The 14,771-nt window shown below is 53.6% G+C and carries 14 protein-coding genes; 8 read left to right on the top strand and 6 right to left on the bottom strand.

All coding sequences use genetic code 11. From position 1 onward, the window contains the following. Window positions 1-47: 47 nt before the first annotated feature. Window positions 48-854 carry an exodeoxyribonuclease III gene (locus MIH19_RS03105; RefSeq protein ID WP_098419704.1) on the bottom strand — a complete coding sequence of 269 codons (807 nt, stop codon included), beginning with the start codon at window positions 852-854 and terminating at the stop codon, window positions 48-50. An 80-nt stretch (window positions 855-934) separates the two neighbouring features. Between MIH19_RS03105 and pyrE the strand changes: the two genes are divergently transcribed. Next, window positions 935-1,573, top strand: coding sequence for an orotate phosphoribosyltransferase (gene pyrE, locus MIH19_RS03100; RefSeq protein ID WP_249007517.1), 639 nt, complete (start codon window positions 935-937; stop codon window positions 1,571-1,573). Window positions 1,574-1,576: 3 nt separating this feature from the next. Then, window positions 1,577-2,203, top strand: coding sequence for a DUF4124 domain-containing protein (locus MIH19_RS03095; protein WP_249007516.1), 627 nt, complete (start codon window positions 1,577-1,579; stop codon window positions 2,201-2,203). 78 nt (window positions 2,204-2,281) lie between these two features. On the opposite strand, the gene MIH19_RS03090 is transcribed toward MIH19_RS03095, so the two are convergent. After that, on the bottom strand, window positions 2,282-2,788 hold the full coding sequence (locus tag MIH19_RS03090) for a hypothetical protein (RefSeq protein WP_249007515.1): 507 nt from the start codon (window positions 2,786-2,788) through the stop codon (window positions 2,282-2,284). A 144-nt stretch (window positions 2,789-2,932) separates the two neighbouring features. Beyond that, a complete protein-coding gene (locus MIH19_RS03085; protein WP_249007514.1) occupies window positions 2,933-3,268 on the bottom strand; it encodes a DUF2782 domain-containing protein in 336 nt (111 codons plus the stop codon). A gap of 29 nt (window positions 3,269-3,297) precedes the next feature. Between MIH19_RS03085 and MIH19_RS03080 the strand changes: the two genes are divergently transcribed. Both MIH19_RS03080 and polA read left to right on the top strand, forming a co-directional pair. Continuing rightward, on the top strand, window positions 3,298-3,471 hold the full coding sequence (locus tag MIH19_RS03080) for a hypothetical protein (RefSeq protein ID WP_249007513.1): 174 nt from the start codon (window positions 3,298-3,300) through the stop codon (window positions 3,469-3,471). Then, window positions 3,464-6,259, top strand: a complete 2,796-nt coding sequence (gene polA, locus MIH19_RS03075) for a DNA polymerase I (protein WP_249007512.1) — start codon at window positions 3,464-3,466, stop codon at window positions 6,257-6,259. Before MIH19_RS03080 ends, polA begins: the two co-directional genes overlap by 8 nt. 96 nt (window positions 6,260-6,355) lie before the next feature. On the opposite strand, the gene MIH19_RS03070 is transcribed toward polA, so the two are convergent. The 3 genes from MIH19_RS03070 to MIH19_RS03060 form a co-directional block, all read right to left on the bottom strand. Then, a complete protein-coding gene (locus MIH19_RS03070; RefSeq protein WP_249007511.1) occupies window positions 6,356-7,786 on the bottom strand; it encodes an outer membrane protein transport protein in 1,431 nt (476 codons plus the stop codon). A gap of 117 nt (window positions 7,787-7,903) precedes the next feature. Further along, window positions 7,904-9,025 carry a PilT/PilU family type 4a pilus ATPase gene (locus tag MIH19_RS03065; RefSeq protein ID WP_249007510.1) on the bottom strand — a complete coding sequence of 374 codons (1,122 nt, stop codon included), beginning with the start codon at window positions 9,023-9,025 and terminating at the stop codon, window positions 7,904-7,906. Between the two features lie 73 nt (window positions 9,026-9,098). Further along, complete coding sequence (locus MIH19_RS03060) at window positions 9,099-10,133, bottom strand: type IV pilus twitching motility protein PilT (RefSeq protein ID WP_249007509.1); 1,035 nt, start codon at window positions 10,131-10,133, stop codon at window positions 9,099-9,101. Between the two features lie 136 nt (window positions 10,134-10,269). On the opposite strand from MIH19_RS03060, the gene MIH19_RS03055 reads away from it, so the two are divergent. The 4 genes from MIH19_RS03055 (at window position 10,270) to MIH19_RS03040 (ending at window position 14,709) form a co-directional block, all read left to right on the top strand. Further along, window positions 10,270-10,974 carry a YggS family pyridoxal phosphate-dependent enzyme gene (locus MIH19_RS03055; RefSeq protein ID WP_249007508.1) on the top strand — a complete coding sequence of 235 codons (705 nt, stop codon included), beginning with the start codon at window positions 10,270-10,272 and terminating at the stop codon, window positions 10,972-10,974. A 73-nt stretch (window positions 10,975-11,047) separates the two neighbouring features. Next, window positions 11,048-11,878 (top strand): pyrroline-5-carboxylate reductase, encoded by an 831-nt coding sequence (gene proC, locus MIH19_RS03050; protein WP_249007507.1) that lies wholly within the window; start codon window positions 11,048-11,050, stop codon window positions 11,876-11,878. A gap of 25 nt (window positions 11,879-11,903) precedes the next feature. Further along, a complete protein-coding gene (locus tag MIH19_RS03045; protein WP_249007506.1) occupies window positions 11,904-12,488 on the top strand; it encodes a YggT family protein in 585 nt (194 codons plus the stop codon). 256 nt (window positions 12,489-12,744) lie between these two features. Next, complete coding sequence (locus MIH19_RS03040; RefSeq protein WP_249007505.1) at window positions 12,745-14,709, top strand: dynamin family protein; 1,965 nt, start codon at window positions 12,745-12,747, stop codon at window positions 14,707-14,709. Window positions 14,710-14,771 lie beyond the last annotated feature (62 nt).

Here is a 14,771-nt window from a genome sequence, read left to right as displayed (position 1 = left end):
CAAATCGGGGACGGATTTTAAATTCGTCCCCGATGTTCAAGGTCAACCTAAAATCCAATTTCGATGTCGTAATCCATCACCACCGGCGCATGGTCAGAAAAACGGGTGTCATCATCAATCCAGCCGTCTTGAATGGTCTTGCGAATACCCGGCGTAGCGATCTGATAATCCACCCGAATACCCGACTGCTTGCGCCAACCTGAAGCCCACTCTGGCCACCAGGTAAACTGATTGCTTTGTTTGTTAATATCACGGAACGCATCAATGCTGCCCATTTCGTCGAACAGGCGGTCTAGCCACGCACGCTCGTGAGGCAGAAAGCCGGATACGTCCAATTTGTGATAGCGCGAACTGGCGTCGGTAACGTGATGAGCACTTTGCAAATTGGCACACACAATAAACTGTCGGCGTTTACGCAGGGTTTTTTGCATGTGTACGGCAAACGCGTCCATGAAATCGTCTTTGTGATCCAGAACGGTCAGATCATCATCACCAATCGGGTCGTCTTCCAAGCCAAGGGCGCATGGCGCCAGCACGCTGGCGACGGACACCTTGTCGAAGTCAGCCTGAATAAACCGACCTTCGCGGTCGGCCTGCTCATTGGCAAAGCCATACATGATGGCTTTAGGGAAGTGACGGGTGTAAATTCCAACACCGCCATCTTCATTGTTTTCGCCGTCAATAAAATAGGCCTGGTAGCCTTCTGGCACCAGCTGGCGGTCTTCAACCTCGTAGGCGCGCATGCGGTGGTCCTGAACGCAGATAACGTCGGCATCTTGCCCTGCTATCCAGTCAAAAAACCCTTTTTCAACAGCCTGTTCAAGACCGTTGACGCTGATTGATACTACCCGCATACGTATTCCCTGATTCGGTTTGTGTGTATGATACCGATTTTAAGCAGATTTTAAAGACCAACAGCCCTAGAAGCCGCGCCATGCATGATTATCAGAAAAATTTCATCGAGTTTGCCATACAGCGAAATGTGCTGCGTTTTGGCAAATTTACACTCAAATCCGGTCGCATCAGCCCCTACTTTTTTAACGCGGGCCTGTTCAATACCGGTAATGATCTTCTACAGTTAAGCCAAGCCTACGCTGCAGCCATTAACCGCAGCGCTCTGAATTATGACATTATTTTCGGGCCCGCCTATAAGGGCATCCCGTTGGCTACCGTAACGGCTATGGCGTTAGCAGAAGCTGGTAACAATAAACCATTTGCCTTTAACCGTAAGGAAAAGAAAGATCACGGTGAAGGCGGAAGCATCGTCGGTGCGCCCCTAAATGGTAGGGTACTGATTATAGATGATGTCATTACCGCTGGCACCGCTATTCGCGAAGCAATTGAGATTATCCATCAGGCGGGGGCTGAACCCGCCGGTGTACTGATCGCTCTGGACCGCCAGGAAAAAGGCAAAGGCAATTTGTCTGCCATCCAGGAAGTAGAACAGCAGTTCGCTATACCCGTGGTCAGCATTATCGGGCTCGACCAGGTACTAGACTACATCAGTCTCAACCCCGCCTTCGGCCAACACGCTGATGCGGTAACGCGCTACCGGGAATCTTACGGAGTTTGACGAATGGCAAAACACCTGACCGCTTCACTCCTCATGCTCAGCTTGATTGGCACCTGTGGCATCAGTGCTACGTCGGCCCACGCCGGCATGTACCGATATACGGATGAAAACGGCCAGGTGGTCATTGGCAGCAGCATTCCGCAGAAAGCAACGCAACGCGGCTATGACATTCTCAACAGCAATGGGCGTGTCGTTACCATTATTGCGCCCGCCCCTACAGAACAGGAGCTGGCCGAACGCAGTGCCGAGCAACAGCGCCAAGACGCCCTGAAGCTGCAACGCGAACAGGACCTAAAACTGCTAAAGCGCTTCAGCCATCCAGATCAGGCGCGCAGCGCTATGAATCGGAAAACTCGTGAGCTGAAAGGGCTGATCAGCCTGAAAAAAGGCAATATTACGGTCATCTCCGGGCAGTTAAACGCCGAACAAAGTCGCGCCGCCGATCTGGAACGCTCTGGGCGAAAAATTCCCGAGGCAGCCTTGGAGAAAATTCGTCGACTGGAAGCTCAGATTCTGGATATTGAACAGGAAATTGAAAGCCAGACCCAAGACATTCAGACCCAACAGGAAATTTACGAAATAGATATTCGCCGGCTGCAACAATTAACCGACAAAAAGAAGGAAGACTAAAATAGCCTTCCTTCTTTATTGGCATTCGCCGATTTCAACCGGCCCACGCTCTTGGTGAGCATGAGCCGCTGAACGTAATCAGGCAGAAGCCGTTTCTTCGGTTTTCGCATCGCTGGCTTTGGCCGGCTCAACTTCTTTCGCTTTTACTTCTTTGCTGTCTTCAGCTTTATCCACCTTGGCAGCGGCTACAGGAGCGGCTTTGGCTTTGTTCGGGGTGCTCTTGCGTGCCGACTTGGTGGGCTCAACAGCTGCTTTTACATCTTCTGCTGCGGCAACAACATCGACTGCGCCTTCTTCTACGACATCAGCGCCTTCAGTTACTTGCTTTTCAACGCGCGAGATCAGCTGGGAGGTGAATTCACCAACCATGCCGTTCAGTTCGCGCAATTGGTCAAATACATTTTCACTGTAGCCGTAATAGCTCTTACGAAGGGATTTTACGCTGTGAGTGCGAGCGCTTTCTTCCAGCTTTTCAGCCATGTCAAAAGGCTTGGCAGATAAACGCTTCTGCTGCTTTTCAGCGGCGTCGATACCCTTGTTAACCATATCCTGAAGCTGTTGCTGATAAGTGGTAAGTACACCCATGGTAGTTCTCCTGTGCTGCGCTTGTTGATCAAAAGTGTTTTCGATCTATGGGTGTAGATTAGGGAGAAAAGTTAGAGTGTTCACACTAAAACTAAAAATCGTTCAAAAATTATTCTGCCAGCCGGGTTGACGACGCATTCATCACTACCAGCGGAACAGCACCCAGCTTGGCACGAGCATGCCGGATTCACTTTCACGGGCCCAGCCACCGTCGGCAGGCACCAGGTAGTACTCCGGCCCTACTTGAGGCACAACTTTTATTTCCATCACCTGACCATTCACCCGGTACTCGTAATACACCTCTTTTTCGCCGCTGCGGATAACAATCTGGGTGCCGGCGTTAGACGGCTGATAGTCCGATATGATCACAGGCTGTTTTGGTGTTTCTACAATGGTGTCGTCCAGATTACCGGTTTCCTGGGCAACAACGGTCGCTAACGGCCAGGCCAACAACACAAGTGGTAAAATGATTCTTTTCATTTTCGTGATACCCTTTTGACGATCTGTTTATGATGCGCTTATTGCCGATTTGCTGGCTTTTTCAAGCTGGTTTTGCACCCGAAATAATCGCAGTATTTTTTATCATTGCCGAACTTTTTACCATTGCCTTACTTGTTACCATAAGAGTTACACAAGGCAACCCACGCTTCAATACGATTGCAGGCACAGGCAGCTATGACTGAACAACACACTCCACCCGTGGTTCTTGTAGACGGTTCCTCTTATCTTTTCCGCGCTTACCACGCACTTCCACCACTGATGACCAGCAAAAACCACCCAACCGGGGCCATCAAGGGCGTTATTGCCATGATACGCCGGATAGACCTGGACTTCCCCGGCTCCAAAATTGTGGTGGTGTTCGATGCCAAGGGCAAAACCTTTCGCAACGACCTGTATGCGGATTACAAAGCAAACCGCCCACCCATGCCTGAAGACCTGGCCGTACAGATTGAACCCATTCACCAGATTGTCAGGCACATGGGCCTGCCGTTGCTGATTGTGGATGGCGTGGAAGCCGATGACGTGATTGGCACCCTGGCCCACGAGGCCACCAGCAAGGGCATCGATGTGGTGGTGTCAACGGGCGACAAAGACATGGCACAGCTGGTAAGCGCGCACGTAACGCTGATCAACACCATGACCAACACCCACATGGACGCAGCGGGCGTTGAAGAAAAGTTTGGCGTAACACCGGCGCAGATCATCGATTATCTGGCGCTGATGGGCGACAAGGTGGATAACATACCGGGCGTGAACAAGTGCGGCCCGAAAACCGCGGTAAAATGGCTGCAGGAATACCAGAATATCGACAACTTGATGGCCAATGCCGATGACATCAAAGGCAAGGTTGGGGAATACCTGCGGGATGCCAGGGAAACCCTGCCCTTGAGCCGGATACTGGCCACCATCAAACTGGACGTAGAGCTGGCGTTCGGACTGGAAGATCTGCAGGAACGCGAGCAGAACAACAGCGCACTGCTGGAGCTGTTCCGCGAATACGAGTTGCGCAGCTGGATCAACGAACTCGAAAACTCAGGCCCCCAAACCGCCGGGCCTGCTGCTGCGCAGTCCGGTGTTGATCAAAGCACGTCTGATCAGAGCACGTCAGATAATAGCACTGCACATCAAAGCAGCCCTGGTGAACCCACTCAGCCCCGTGACAAGCACTACAGCATTATTACCGACCAGGCAGAACTGGATGAATGGATAGAGCGCTTAAAAGCCGCAGAACTGTTTGCCTTTGACACCGAAACCACCAGCCTGAAATACATGGCTGCAGAGGTTGTGGGCGTATCGTTTGCGGTACAACCGTTTGAAGCAGCCTACGTGCCCTTTTGCCACGACTACATGGGCGCGCCCGAACAGCTGGACCGCGACACGGTGCTGGCCCAGCTCAAACCTCTACTGGAAAGCCCCGACCATAAAAAAGTCGGGCAAAATCTGAAGTACGACAAAAACGTGCTGGCCAACCACGACATCTGCCTGGAAGGCATTGCCGAAGACACCATGGTGCAATCCTACGTGCTGAACTCGGTGTCTTCACGCCACAATATGGACGCCCTGGCCCTGCATTATCTGGGCGAGGAAACCACAACCTTTGAATCCCTGGCAGGCAAAGGTGCCAAACAGCTGACGTTCAACCAGCTGGAGCTTGATAAAGCCGGCCCCTACGCCGCCGAAGACGCCGACATCACCCTTCGCTTACATCAGGCACTGCGCCCGCAACTAGCCGCCACCGGTAAGCTGCAGTCGGTGTATGAAGACATTGATTTGCCCTTGGTACCGGTGCTGTCGCGCATGGAGCAAAGGGGCACGCTGATCAGCGCCAGCACACTGCGCCAGCACAGCCAGGAACTGGCTGAACGCATGGCCGAACTGGAAACAGCCGCGTATGAAGCCGCCGGGGAGACCTTCAACCTGGGCTCGCCAAAACAGCTGCAGGTTATTTTTTATGAAAAGCTGGGTTTGCCCGTTCTCAAAAAAACGCCCAAGGGTACGCCCTCAACGGCCGAACCGGTGCTGCAGGAACTGGCCCACAGCCACGAACTGCCAAGGCTGCTGTTGGAACACCGCAGCCTGAGCAAGCTCAAATCCACCTACACAGACACCCTGCCAGAGCTGATCCACCATCGCACCGGACGCGTGCACACGTCTTACCATCAAGCAGTCACGGCCACCGGGCGCCTATCATCGTCAGAACCCAACCTGCAGAACATACCCATTCGCAGCGAGCAGGGCCGGCGCATTCGCCAGGCGTTTATCGCCGAGAAAGGCTACAAGCTGCTGGCCGCGGACTATTCCCAAATTGAACTGCGCATTATGGCGCACCTGTCCAAAGACAAAGGCTTGCTAACCGCGTTTGCCAAGGGCGAAGACATTCACAAAGCCACCGCAGCAGAAGTGTTTGGGGTCACGCTAGAAGAAGTGAACACCGACCAGCGGCGTAGCGCCAAAGCCATCAACTTTGGACTGATTTACGGCATGTCGGCGTTTGGCCTGGCGCGGCAGCTGGACGTCGAGCGCAAAGTGGCACAGCAGTACATCGACCGCTATTTCGAACGCTACCCCGGCGTACTGACATACATGGACAACATTCGCAAACAGGCCCACGAAGACGGCTACGTGGAAACTCTGTTTGGCCGGCGCTTGTACCTGCCCGAGATCAACGCACGCAACAAGCAACTGCAGCAGGCAGCCGAGCGCACCGCGATTAATGCGCCCATGCAAGGTACTGCTGCCGACATTATCAAGTTCGCGATGATTGAGGTGGAACGCTGGCTACTGGCCGAATACCGGGACAGCGCTCGCATGACCATGCAGGTACACGATGAACTGATCATCGAAGTAAAAGAAGACGCGGTAGAAGCGGTGCGCGAAGGACTGATCAGGCGCATGTCGGGCGCTGCGAAACTCGCTGTACCCTTGCTGGTGGAGGCCGGCGTGGGTGATAACTGGGATCAGGCCCACTAACGAAAAACGCCCGCTGAGTGCGAGCTCAAGCGGGCATTTTTGTCACTGCGGCAGGCGGATTAAATCGGTTTGCCGTTCTTTCTTTCAAATCAGACGTTAGAAGGCTTTACTGATTTGTAGTGAAGCACTCCAGGCGTCGAGCTCGTATTCGCCTTTGTAGTTAGACTTACCCGCAGCCGGATCTTTCTGGCTAGGAGCATCATACTGATAAACGAATTCGTTAATCTTCGGATCGTCTGTGAACAACAGAGTGCCCACGGCCGCATCCACGGTCCAGCCGCTTTGCGCGTCTTTCCACTGAGTACCCAGAGTCAGCCAATGACGGTCTGATGAAGGAACGCGCGCGGTTACAAATTCGCCAACCGGCGATTCATCCCACGCATAGCCCGCCTTGAACGCCCATGCAGGCGTAGCTTGCCAGATTCCGCCCACGTTGAACTGCCAGGTATTCTGCCATTTTTCAGTAACGTGGCTGAGCGGTTTATCACCGGTGCGCCCAAGAGCCTGAGATATCTGGCCACCGTCGCCTTCCGTGCTGAACACGTCAAGGCCCTCGAACCGGCTCCAGCGCGCGTAAGTAGCGCCGGCAAGCACGGTCACTGACTCATTCAGCTGATGGCGAGCACCTACGGTAATGCTCTCTGGAATGGCCAGCGGTACACTGGCCGCTTCTTTCAAAGTGATCGGCACAAATACGCCTGGTGTTTGCTGCTTAGGAAACCTACTTATTTCGGCATCGCCTTTCAACTCAAACTCGGTTCCGGTTTGTGCCGTCAGGCCAAATTGAGTGCGGTCAGATAGTTCATACAAAAAGCCAACGCGAAAGTTAACGGCGATATCATCACCGTTAATATCAGAATAAGGTGCCCCGTAAGCTGCTTCGTAGTTTTTTGCCAGTACGCGAGCCGTAGCGTCATTAGATTGCGCTGCAAGCCCTGCCCTAATGTCTTGGAACTTTGTCAAACGAGCTTCCGCATACATGATGTTGATGCCCAGGCCCATTGAAAGACCTTTGCCATTATTGACAGCGATAGAAGGGGTAAACGAAATCGCTGTCAGCTCGGTTTTGTCAGCAAAGTAGCGGCCAACAAAATCGTCATCGTAGTCCGCCGCCAACCCGTAAGGCGCATGGATACCGAAACCCACATCGATAGAATCGTTCACTTCGTGAGTTATAAAAAAATTGGGCAGCACCGCCGGGTCAGCAATATCGCCACCGCCCGAGCCCTTAACGGGATCGCCTAATGCGTCGGTTGCACTGGTGCTGCCGCCCTTAGCTTCAGCATCGATGTCTAGAACGGCCACACCAAATGAAAGATTGGTCCCTTTCAACTGGCTCATACCCGCCGGGTTAAAGAACACCGTGGATGCATTCTCGGGATTTGCTGCGGCACCCGCATTCGCCACACCCATAGCACTGGCGCTTTGCTCGTTCAGGGAAAAACCACCGGCAAAAACAGTCGCGGGCGCAGCAATGGCAGCCAGAGTGGTCAGGCGGATAGCAAGGACAAGACGGGTTGATTTCATTTTTTGACGTCTCCTGATTATGAACGGCCGAAGTATACTCAGGTGGTTACGGCCGTCACAATTGCAATTACCATCAATTGCTTATAACACCTGCACCAAGACGTTTGTCTTAGTGCTTCAGTCCTGCTGAATGGTCAGCTTATCCACCGAAGACGACAACTTGTCCACCCCTTTGGCGTCGGTTCCAAGCTTTATCATCAAACGCAAATCGTTGGGTGAGTCAGCATGTGCCAAGGCATCTTCATAAGTCACGGAACCTTCGGAATACAGCTCATACAGCGCCTGATCAAAAGTGCGCATACCAATTTCGTTGGATTTGGCCATCAGGTCTTTGAGCTTGTGCACTTCGCCTTTGCGAATCAGGTCAGCCGCCAGCGGCGTATTGATCAGCACTTCAATAACCGCTTTCCGGCCCTTGCCGTCTGGCGTGGGCACCAGTTGCTGCGCAACAATAGCGCGAAGGTTCAGCGACAGGTCCATCCAGATTTGGCCGTGCTGTTCGGGTGGAAAAAACTGGATAATCCGGTCCAGCGCCTGGTTGGCGTTGTTGGCGTGCAGAGTCGCCAGGCACAAGTGCCCGGTTTCGGCGAACTGTACTGAATATTCCATGGTCTGGCGGGTTCGCACCTCACCAATCAAAATCACATCTGGCGCCTGGCGCAGCGTGTTTTTCAACGCCACTTCAAAGCTGGCAGTATCTATGCCCACTTCGCGCTGGGTCACAATGCAACCCTGATGTTGGTGTATAAACTCAATCGGGTCTTCAATAGAAATGATATGGCCGCGGCTGTTGTGGTTGCGGAAGCCAATCATCGCAGCCAACGAGGTGGATTTGCCCGTGCCGGTGGCGCCGACAAACATGATCAGCCCGCGCTTGGTCATAGCCAGCTCTTTAACGATGTCGGGCAGTGAAAGATCGTCGATTTCCGGTATCTTTACTTCAATACGACGCAGCACCATACCGCACTGATTGCGCTGAAAAAACGCGCTAACCCGAAAGCGACCAATGCCACGGGCGCTGATGGCGAAGTTACACTCGTGGCTTTCATCAAACTCGGCGCGTTGCTTGTCGCTCATGGCACCGTAAACCATCTCACGGGTCATATCGGGTGTTAGGGCGGTCTTTGTGACAGGCCACACTTTACCGTTCACTTTCATACTGGGCGCAACGCCGGCGGTAATGAACAAGTCCGAGCCGCCTTTCTCAACCATCAGCCGCAGTAGCTTTTCAAATTCCATCTTCATCACCTTTTGTTGGGCGCGCCCAAGCACCCGAGTCGTTTTGTATCAGCCAGCGAAGATCCTGTCAGGATTAAAAGGCATCGGGCATTTTTGCTTTCAAGCGCGCCTGATCGCGAGAAATAAGGCCCTTTTGCAACAGGCGTTCCAGACACTGGTCCAGGGTCTGCATGCCCAGCGAGCCACCGGTCTGTATCGACGAATACATCTGCGCGATTTTGTCTTCACGGATCAAGTTGCGAATAGCCGAGGTGCCAATCATGATTTCGTGAGCAGCAATACGCCCGCCGCCCATCTTCTTCATCAGGGTTTGCGAGATAACCGCCTGTAAAGATTCAGACAGCATCGACCGTACCATGGATTTTTCCTGGGCCGGAAACACGTCAACCACCCGGTCAATGGTTTTTGCCGCCGACGTGGTGTGCAGGGTGCCGAATACTAAATGGCCGGTTTCAGCGGCGGTCAGCGCCAAACGAATCGTTTCAAGGTCACGCAACTCGCCCACCAGAATAATGTCCGGGTCTTCCCGCAGCGCCGAGCGCAGCGCTTCATTGAAGCCCAAGGTGTCGCGGTGCACTTCGCGCTGGTTAACCAGGCACTTTTTGGACTCGTGCACGAACTCAATGGGATCTTCAATGGTCAATATGTGTTCGTAACGGTGGTCGTTGATGTGGTCTACCATGGCCGCCAGCGTGGTGGACTTGCCAGAACCGGTGGGCCCGGTTACCAGAACCAACCCCCGTGGCACCGCGCAAATGTCTTTGAACACCTGTCCCATGCCTAGGTCTTCCATGGACAGCACTTTCGAGGGGATCGTCCGGAACACCGCACCGGAACCGCGATTCTGGTTAAAGGCGTTAACCCGGAAACGGGCAACCCCGGCCACTTCGAACGAGAAATCGGTTTCCAAAAACTCTTCGTAGTCTTTACGCTGCTTGTCATTCATGATGTCGTAAATCAGACCGTGCACTTCCTTATGTGGCAAAGGAGGCAGGTTAATACGGCGTACATCACCGTCCACACGAATCATCGGCGGCAAGCCAGCAGAAAGGTGCAAGTCTGAAGCGCCCTGTTTCGCCGAAAAGGCAAGCAGTTCGGTAATATCCATAGAATTCCCCGGGAGTTTTCTTTTTCGCCGGCTGCCGTAACCGGCACACCAAGACCGGTGATCACTTGGCATTTCAGTGACCTGCGGGTAACGTGTAACGCTACCTGAAGCTGTACAAGCAGAGCGATTTCACACCATGAGCAGCATAGCAGACAACATCAAGAGCGTAACCCAGCGCATCGAAAAAGCAACACTACAAGCGGGGCGAAAGCCCAGTTCTGTGCGCTTGTTGGCGGTTAGTAAAACCCGCCAGGCAGACGAGTTGCGCGAAGCCGTGGCGGCAGGCCAGCAGGATTTCGGTGAAAACTATCTGCAAGAAGCTCTGGATAAAATAGCGAACCTACAGGATGTACCGGAGTTACGCTGGCATTTCATAGGGCCGATTCAATCCAACAAAACCGCACAAATAGCTTCTGCGTTTTGCTGGGTACACAGTGTTGAACGCCTGAAAATAGCCCACCGCCTTAACGACCAGCGCGACACTGCCTTGCCCCCCTTGAATATTTGCCTACAGGTTAATATTGATAATGAACCCAGCAAATCCGGCTGCTCGCTGAACGAACTGCCGGCGCTGGCAGCGGCGATTGCCGAACTACCGCAACTGACATTGCGTGGGCTTATGGCGATTCCAGACCCCGAGCGCGGAGAAGCTGCTTTGCGCGAGAGCTTTCGGGCCATGAACAATGCCTTGACCCAGTTACGCCAGGACCAGCCCGGTGCCGGGCCGCTGGACACCTTGTCTATGGGTATGTCTGACGATCTGGAGCTGGCGATTGGCGAAGGCTCAACTTGGGTAAGAGTAGGCACCGCCGTGTTTGGTCCACGCCAGCAAATGAGCTGAAAACATCGGTTCCTGTTATGATCCGCAACAGGCACAACCATTTTTTCGATTGGGTCAAACCCTGGAGTGAATATTGAGCAAATCACCGACCATTTCATTTATCGGTGCCGGTAATATGGCCAGCGCCATTATTGGCGGCATGCTGGATAACGGTTACAAAGCCGGCGGAATTTGGGTCAGCGCCCCAGACGACGAGCATTTGCAAGGCTTGCGCAAACGTTTCGGCATCAGCGTAACCACCGACAACCGCTACTGCGCCCAACAATCTGACATTGTCGTATTGGCGGTAAAGCCGCAGGTAATGGCCAGCGTGTGTGAAGATATTGCCGCGGTGGTGCGTAATACCCGGCCATTAATAGTTTCAATCGCAGCTGGCCTGACCGCCGACACGATTGACGGATGGCTTGGCGGTGGCGTACCCATGGTACGGGTAATGCCCAATACGCCGTCGCTGGTGGGCAAAGGTGCCGCGGGCCTGTTTGCCAACTCGCGGGTCAGCGAACAGCAAAAAAACGACGTTACGGCCATTTTTGACAGCGTAGGTTCTGCCACCTGGGTGCAGCAGGAAGAACAACTGCACGCGGTAACCGCATTGTCTGGCAGCGGCCCTGCCTATTTTTTCTTGATGCTGGAAGCTCTGGAAGAAGCCGCCACTAACGCTGGCATGGCGGCAGAAACAGCTCGCGAACTGGCCATCCAAACCATGGCAGGTGCCGCAGAAATGGCGGCTCGCAGTGACCTGGAACCGGCGCAACTGAAGCGTAATGTGATGTCACCCGGTGGCACTACCGAGCAGGCAGTGAATAGGTTCGAGCAAGGTGGTTTGCGCGAACTGGTGCAAAAAGCCTACTCAGCGGCCTATACCCGCTCTCAGGAAATGGCCAAAGAACTGGCCGGTAAATAACCATAGCAAACGGAGACACCCGCTGATGCTGCCGAAGATTCTGCTCACAATTTTGTCGATCGCGTCGTCGTTTTACATGACCTTAGTACTGCTGAGGTTTTTGCTGCAGCTGGCGCGAGCCGATTTTTACAATCCCATTTCGCAGTTCGTGGTGAAGGTCACCAATCCGCCGCTGCGTGTTGTGCGCAAGGTAATTCCCGGCTGGGGCGGTATTGACGGTGCAGCTATCGTGCTGACCATACTGATTCAGGCCATCACCTTTACCTTGGTATTACTGCTGTATGATGCCGGCGCAGCGCTGTTCAATCCGGCGTGGCTGTTGTCCTGGTCCGTGTTGAACGTGGCGGGTCTGGTAGCATCTCTGTATTTCTGGGCGGTGATTGCCGTGGTGGTTATCAGCTGGATCGCACCCGGCAGTAGCCACCCGGCGATACAGTTGGTGGCTCAGATTACCGAACCGGTCATGCGTCCGGTGCGAAAAGTGGTGCCATCACTGGGCGGCCTGGACCTGTCACCCATTATTGTATTTCTGATACTGCAGGTGATTACTGTGATGATTGATCACATGAAGGTCGCCACCGGCATGCCGGCGCTGTTGGCAGGAATGTAACCCAAGTCTCATAATTACATTTCATAACAATCAAAAAACCCGCAACGTCACACCGGCCCGTTGAATCAATCTGCTGATTTTGCGGGCTTTTTTATTTTTAACGCTCTATTCCTACCGACTTAATCATTTTTGCAAAATAAAATGTCGCTTGTTGGGCTACATATTTTGCCCGTGTCAGTAGTACCATTAAAGCTCATGCGCCATGGCTCTTCGCCTTTCGTTCCGGTGCGGCTCGAACATGCTCAAGGACTCTGCGATGACACCTCACGGGGCGCTGTCTCACCAGGTAGAGATTTACCACAGCTGGAAAAAAGAGCTGATTCGACAGATTGGCCGCTATCGTTTGTGGCTGCAGGATAACCGGCTTTATTCTGACGACATCAGTGAGCGTATTCATGAAGGCCTGCGGCTTCTGGTGGAAGACGAGCTGACCATCGCCTTTGTTGGCGAATATTCCCGTGGTAAAACCGAGCTCATCAACGCTCTGTTCTTTTCCGATTTCGGTCAGCGCATGCTGCCCTCCCAGGCTGGGCGCACCACGATGTGCCCTACCGAGCTTTTTTTTGACCGCAACCACCAGGAAAACTATTTACTGCTGCTGCCCATAGAAACCCGCGTGGGTGAACTTTCATTGCAGCAGCTGCGCGCCCAGCCCGAGCGCTGGTTAAAGCATCAGCTGGATCCGGAAAACCCGGACCAAATGCGTCAGATATTAGAAGAAGTGGCCCGAGTAAAAAGCGTAACGCCGACTTCAGCACGCATGTTGGGCTTCGACGAGCAAATGCTAGAACTCGACCGTGCCAATCCCGGTCAGGTTCTGATACCGGCATGGCGGAACGCGCAGATCAGCATTCGCCACCCGCTGTTTGAACGCGGCCTGCGCATTCTGGACACTCCTGGCCTGAACGCCTTGGGCTCCGAACCGGAACTGACCATCAGCCTGTTGCCAAAAGCCCACGCCATAATATTCGTTCTCAGCGCCGACACCGGCGTAACCGCTAGCGATCTGGCCATCTGGCGTGACTTTATTGCCACCGACCAAGCCGATCACCGCGCCGGTCGCTTTGCGGTGATGAATAAGATAGATGTGCTGTGGGACGAGCTTCAAGGTGAAGCAAGCACCCTACAAGCCATCGAAAGGGTTCGCAATTACAGCGCCGACCATTTAGGCATTCAACCACAGGATGTAATACCTGTATCAGCCAAACAGGGCTTGGTCGGGCGCGTAAAAAACGATTTTGAATTGTTCCAACGCTCGGGAATTGAGCAACTTGAAGAACTGATCATTCAGCGCATTCTGGCGCATAAGGAAAAGCTGATTACCGGCAGCCTTATCAATGATCTACTCGGCATGCTTCAAAACAGCCAGGCCGCACTTCATAGCCAGCTGGGCACGCTGCGTGAGGAACAGCAGGCTTACAGCGGGCCCACGCCCGACAAAGCCCACCTGAAGCGGCTGGCTGAAAAAACCCAGACTGAATACGAGTACTATTATAAAAAACTGATCATTCTGCGTTCAAGTCGCCGCCTGGTAGAGGCCCAGGGCGTGACCCTGCAAGAGTTGGTGGCCGCGACACACTTTGAAACCCAAGTGACCCGGGTACGCGAAAACATGTCCAAAAGCTGGACCACAGTGGGTATGAACCGGGCAATAGATCAGTTTTTTGACGGTTTGGAAGGCGACCTCTCCCACCTGCTGACCGAAAGCAGGCTGGCAGAGCGCATGGTGACTGCCATTTACAAGCGCTACAGCGATGACCCTGGCGCTCGCCACATAGAGCCAGCACCCTTTCCGGCTGGCCGTCATGTAATCGCCATCCGCAAGCTGCGACAGAAATCGGAGCGCTTTCGCAACAATCCCCGCAATTTGCTCACCGAACAGTCAGTGCTGGTGCGGCGGTTTTCCAACCTGATGATTAACGAAGTGCGTAATCTGTACCTAATGGCACAACAAGACGCGGAACGCTGGCCGCGACAAGCGCTGCTGCCGGTGATGCAGTACACACTTGAGCAAAAACAACTGCTGCAACATCAAATCGGACGGTTAAAGGAGTTGGCGCACAATGATCGCCACGGCCGTGCCGAAACAAAGCGCCTCGAGGATGCCATCAGCGATCTGCAGCGCCAACTTGAACTGGCTGAGGCCATACACCGGCAAATTCGCAAGCCCGCACCCACCTTCTCTCAGCAAAAAGCGGTTAAGCTCTCCAGCGCCATGTGATTTCCCGGCGGCAGTTGCAGCTCGCTGCTGCCGCCTTTACACTAAAACGCTTGAGCGCCGCT

Origin of the sequence: Marinobacter sp. M1C (genome assembly GCF_023314135.1) — a bacterium.
GTDB lineage: Bacteria > Pseudomonadota > Gammaproteobacteria > Pseudomonadales > Oleiphilaceae > Marinobacter.
This window is presented reverse-complemented; position numbering and strand designations above follow the sequence as displayed.

Excerpts from the sequence above, each read along its gene's own strand:
- MIH19_RS03070 (WP_249007511.1), bottom strand. The coding sequence starts at position 7,786 with ATGAAATCAACCCGTCTTGTCCTTGCTATCCGCCTGACCACTCTGGCT.
- MIH19_RS03045 (WP_249007506.1), top strand. The coding sequence starts at position 11,904 with ATGCTGCCGAAGATTCTGCTCACAATTTTGTCGATCGCGTCGTCGTTT.
- MIH19_RS03065 (WP_249007510.1), bottom strand. The coding sequence starts at position 9,025 with ATGGAATTTGAAAAGCTACTGCGGCTGATGGTTGAGAAAGGCGGCTCG.
- polA (WP_249007512.1), top strand. The coding sequence starts at position 3,464 with ATGACTGAACAACACACTCCACCCGTGGTTCTTGTAGACGGTTCCTCT.
- MIH19_RS03060 (WP_249007509.1), bottom strand. The coding sequence starts at position 10,133 with ATGGATATTACCGAACTGCTTGCCTTTTCGGCGAAACAGGGCGCTTCA.
- MIH19_RS03085 (WP_249007514.1), bottom strand. The coding sequence starts at position 3,268 with ATGAAAAGAATCATTTTACCACTTGTGTTGTTGGCCTGGCCGTTAGCG.
- pyrE (WP_249007517.1), top strand. The coding sequence starts at position 935 with ATGCATGATTATCAGAAAAATTTCATCGAGTTTGCCATACAGCGAAAT.
- MIH19_RS03105 (WP_098419704.1), bottom strand. The coding sequence starts at position 854 with ATGCGGGTAGTATCAATCAGCGTCAACGGTCTTGAACAGGCTGTTGAA.
- MIH19_RS03090 (WP_249007515.1), bottom strand. The coding sequence starts at position 2,788 with ATGGGTGTACTTACCACTTATCAGCAACAGCTTCAGGATATGGTTAAC.
- MIH19_RS03080 (WP_249007513.1), top strand. The coding sequence starts at position 3,298 with ATGATGCGCTTATTGCCGATTTGCTGGCTTTTTCAAGCTGGTTTTGCA.
- MIH19_RS03040 (WP_249007505.1), top strand. The coding sequence starts at position 12,745 with ATGACACCTCACGGGGCGCTGTCTCACCAGGTAGAGATTTACCACAGC.
- MIH19_RS03055 (WP_249007508.1), top strand. The coding sequence starts at position 10,270 with ATGAGCAGCATAGCAGACAACATCAAGAGCGTAACCCAGCGCATCGAA.
- MIH19_RS03095 (WP_249007516.1), top strand. The coding sequence starts at position 1,577 with ATGGCAAAACACCTGACCGCTTCACTCCTCATGCTCAGCTTGATTGGC.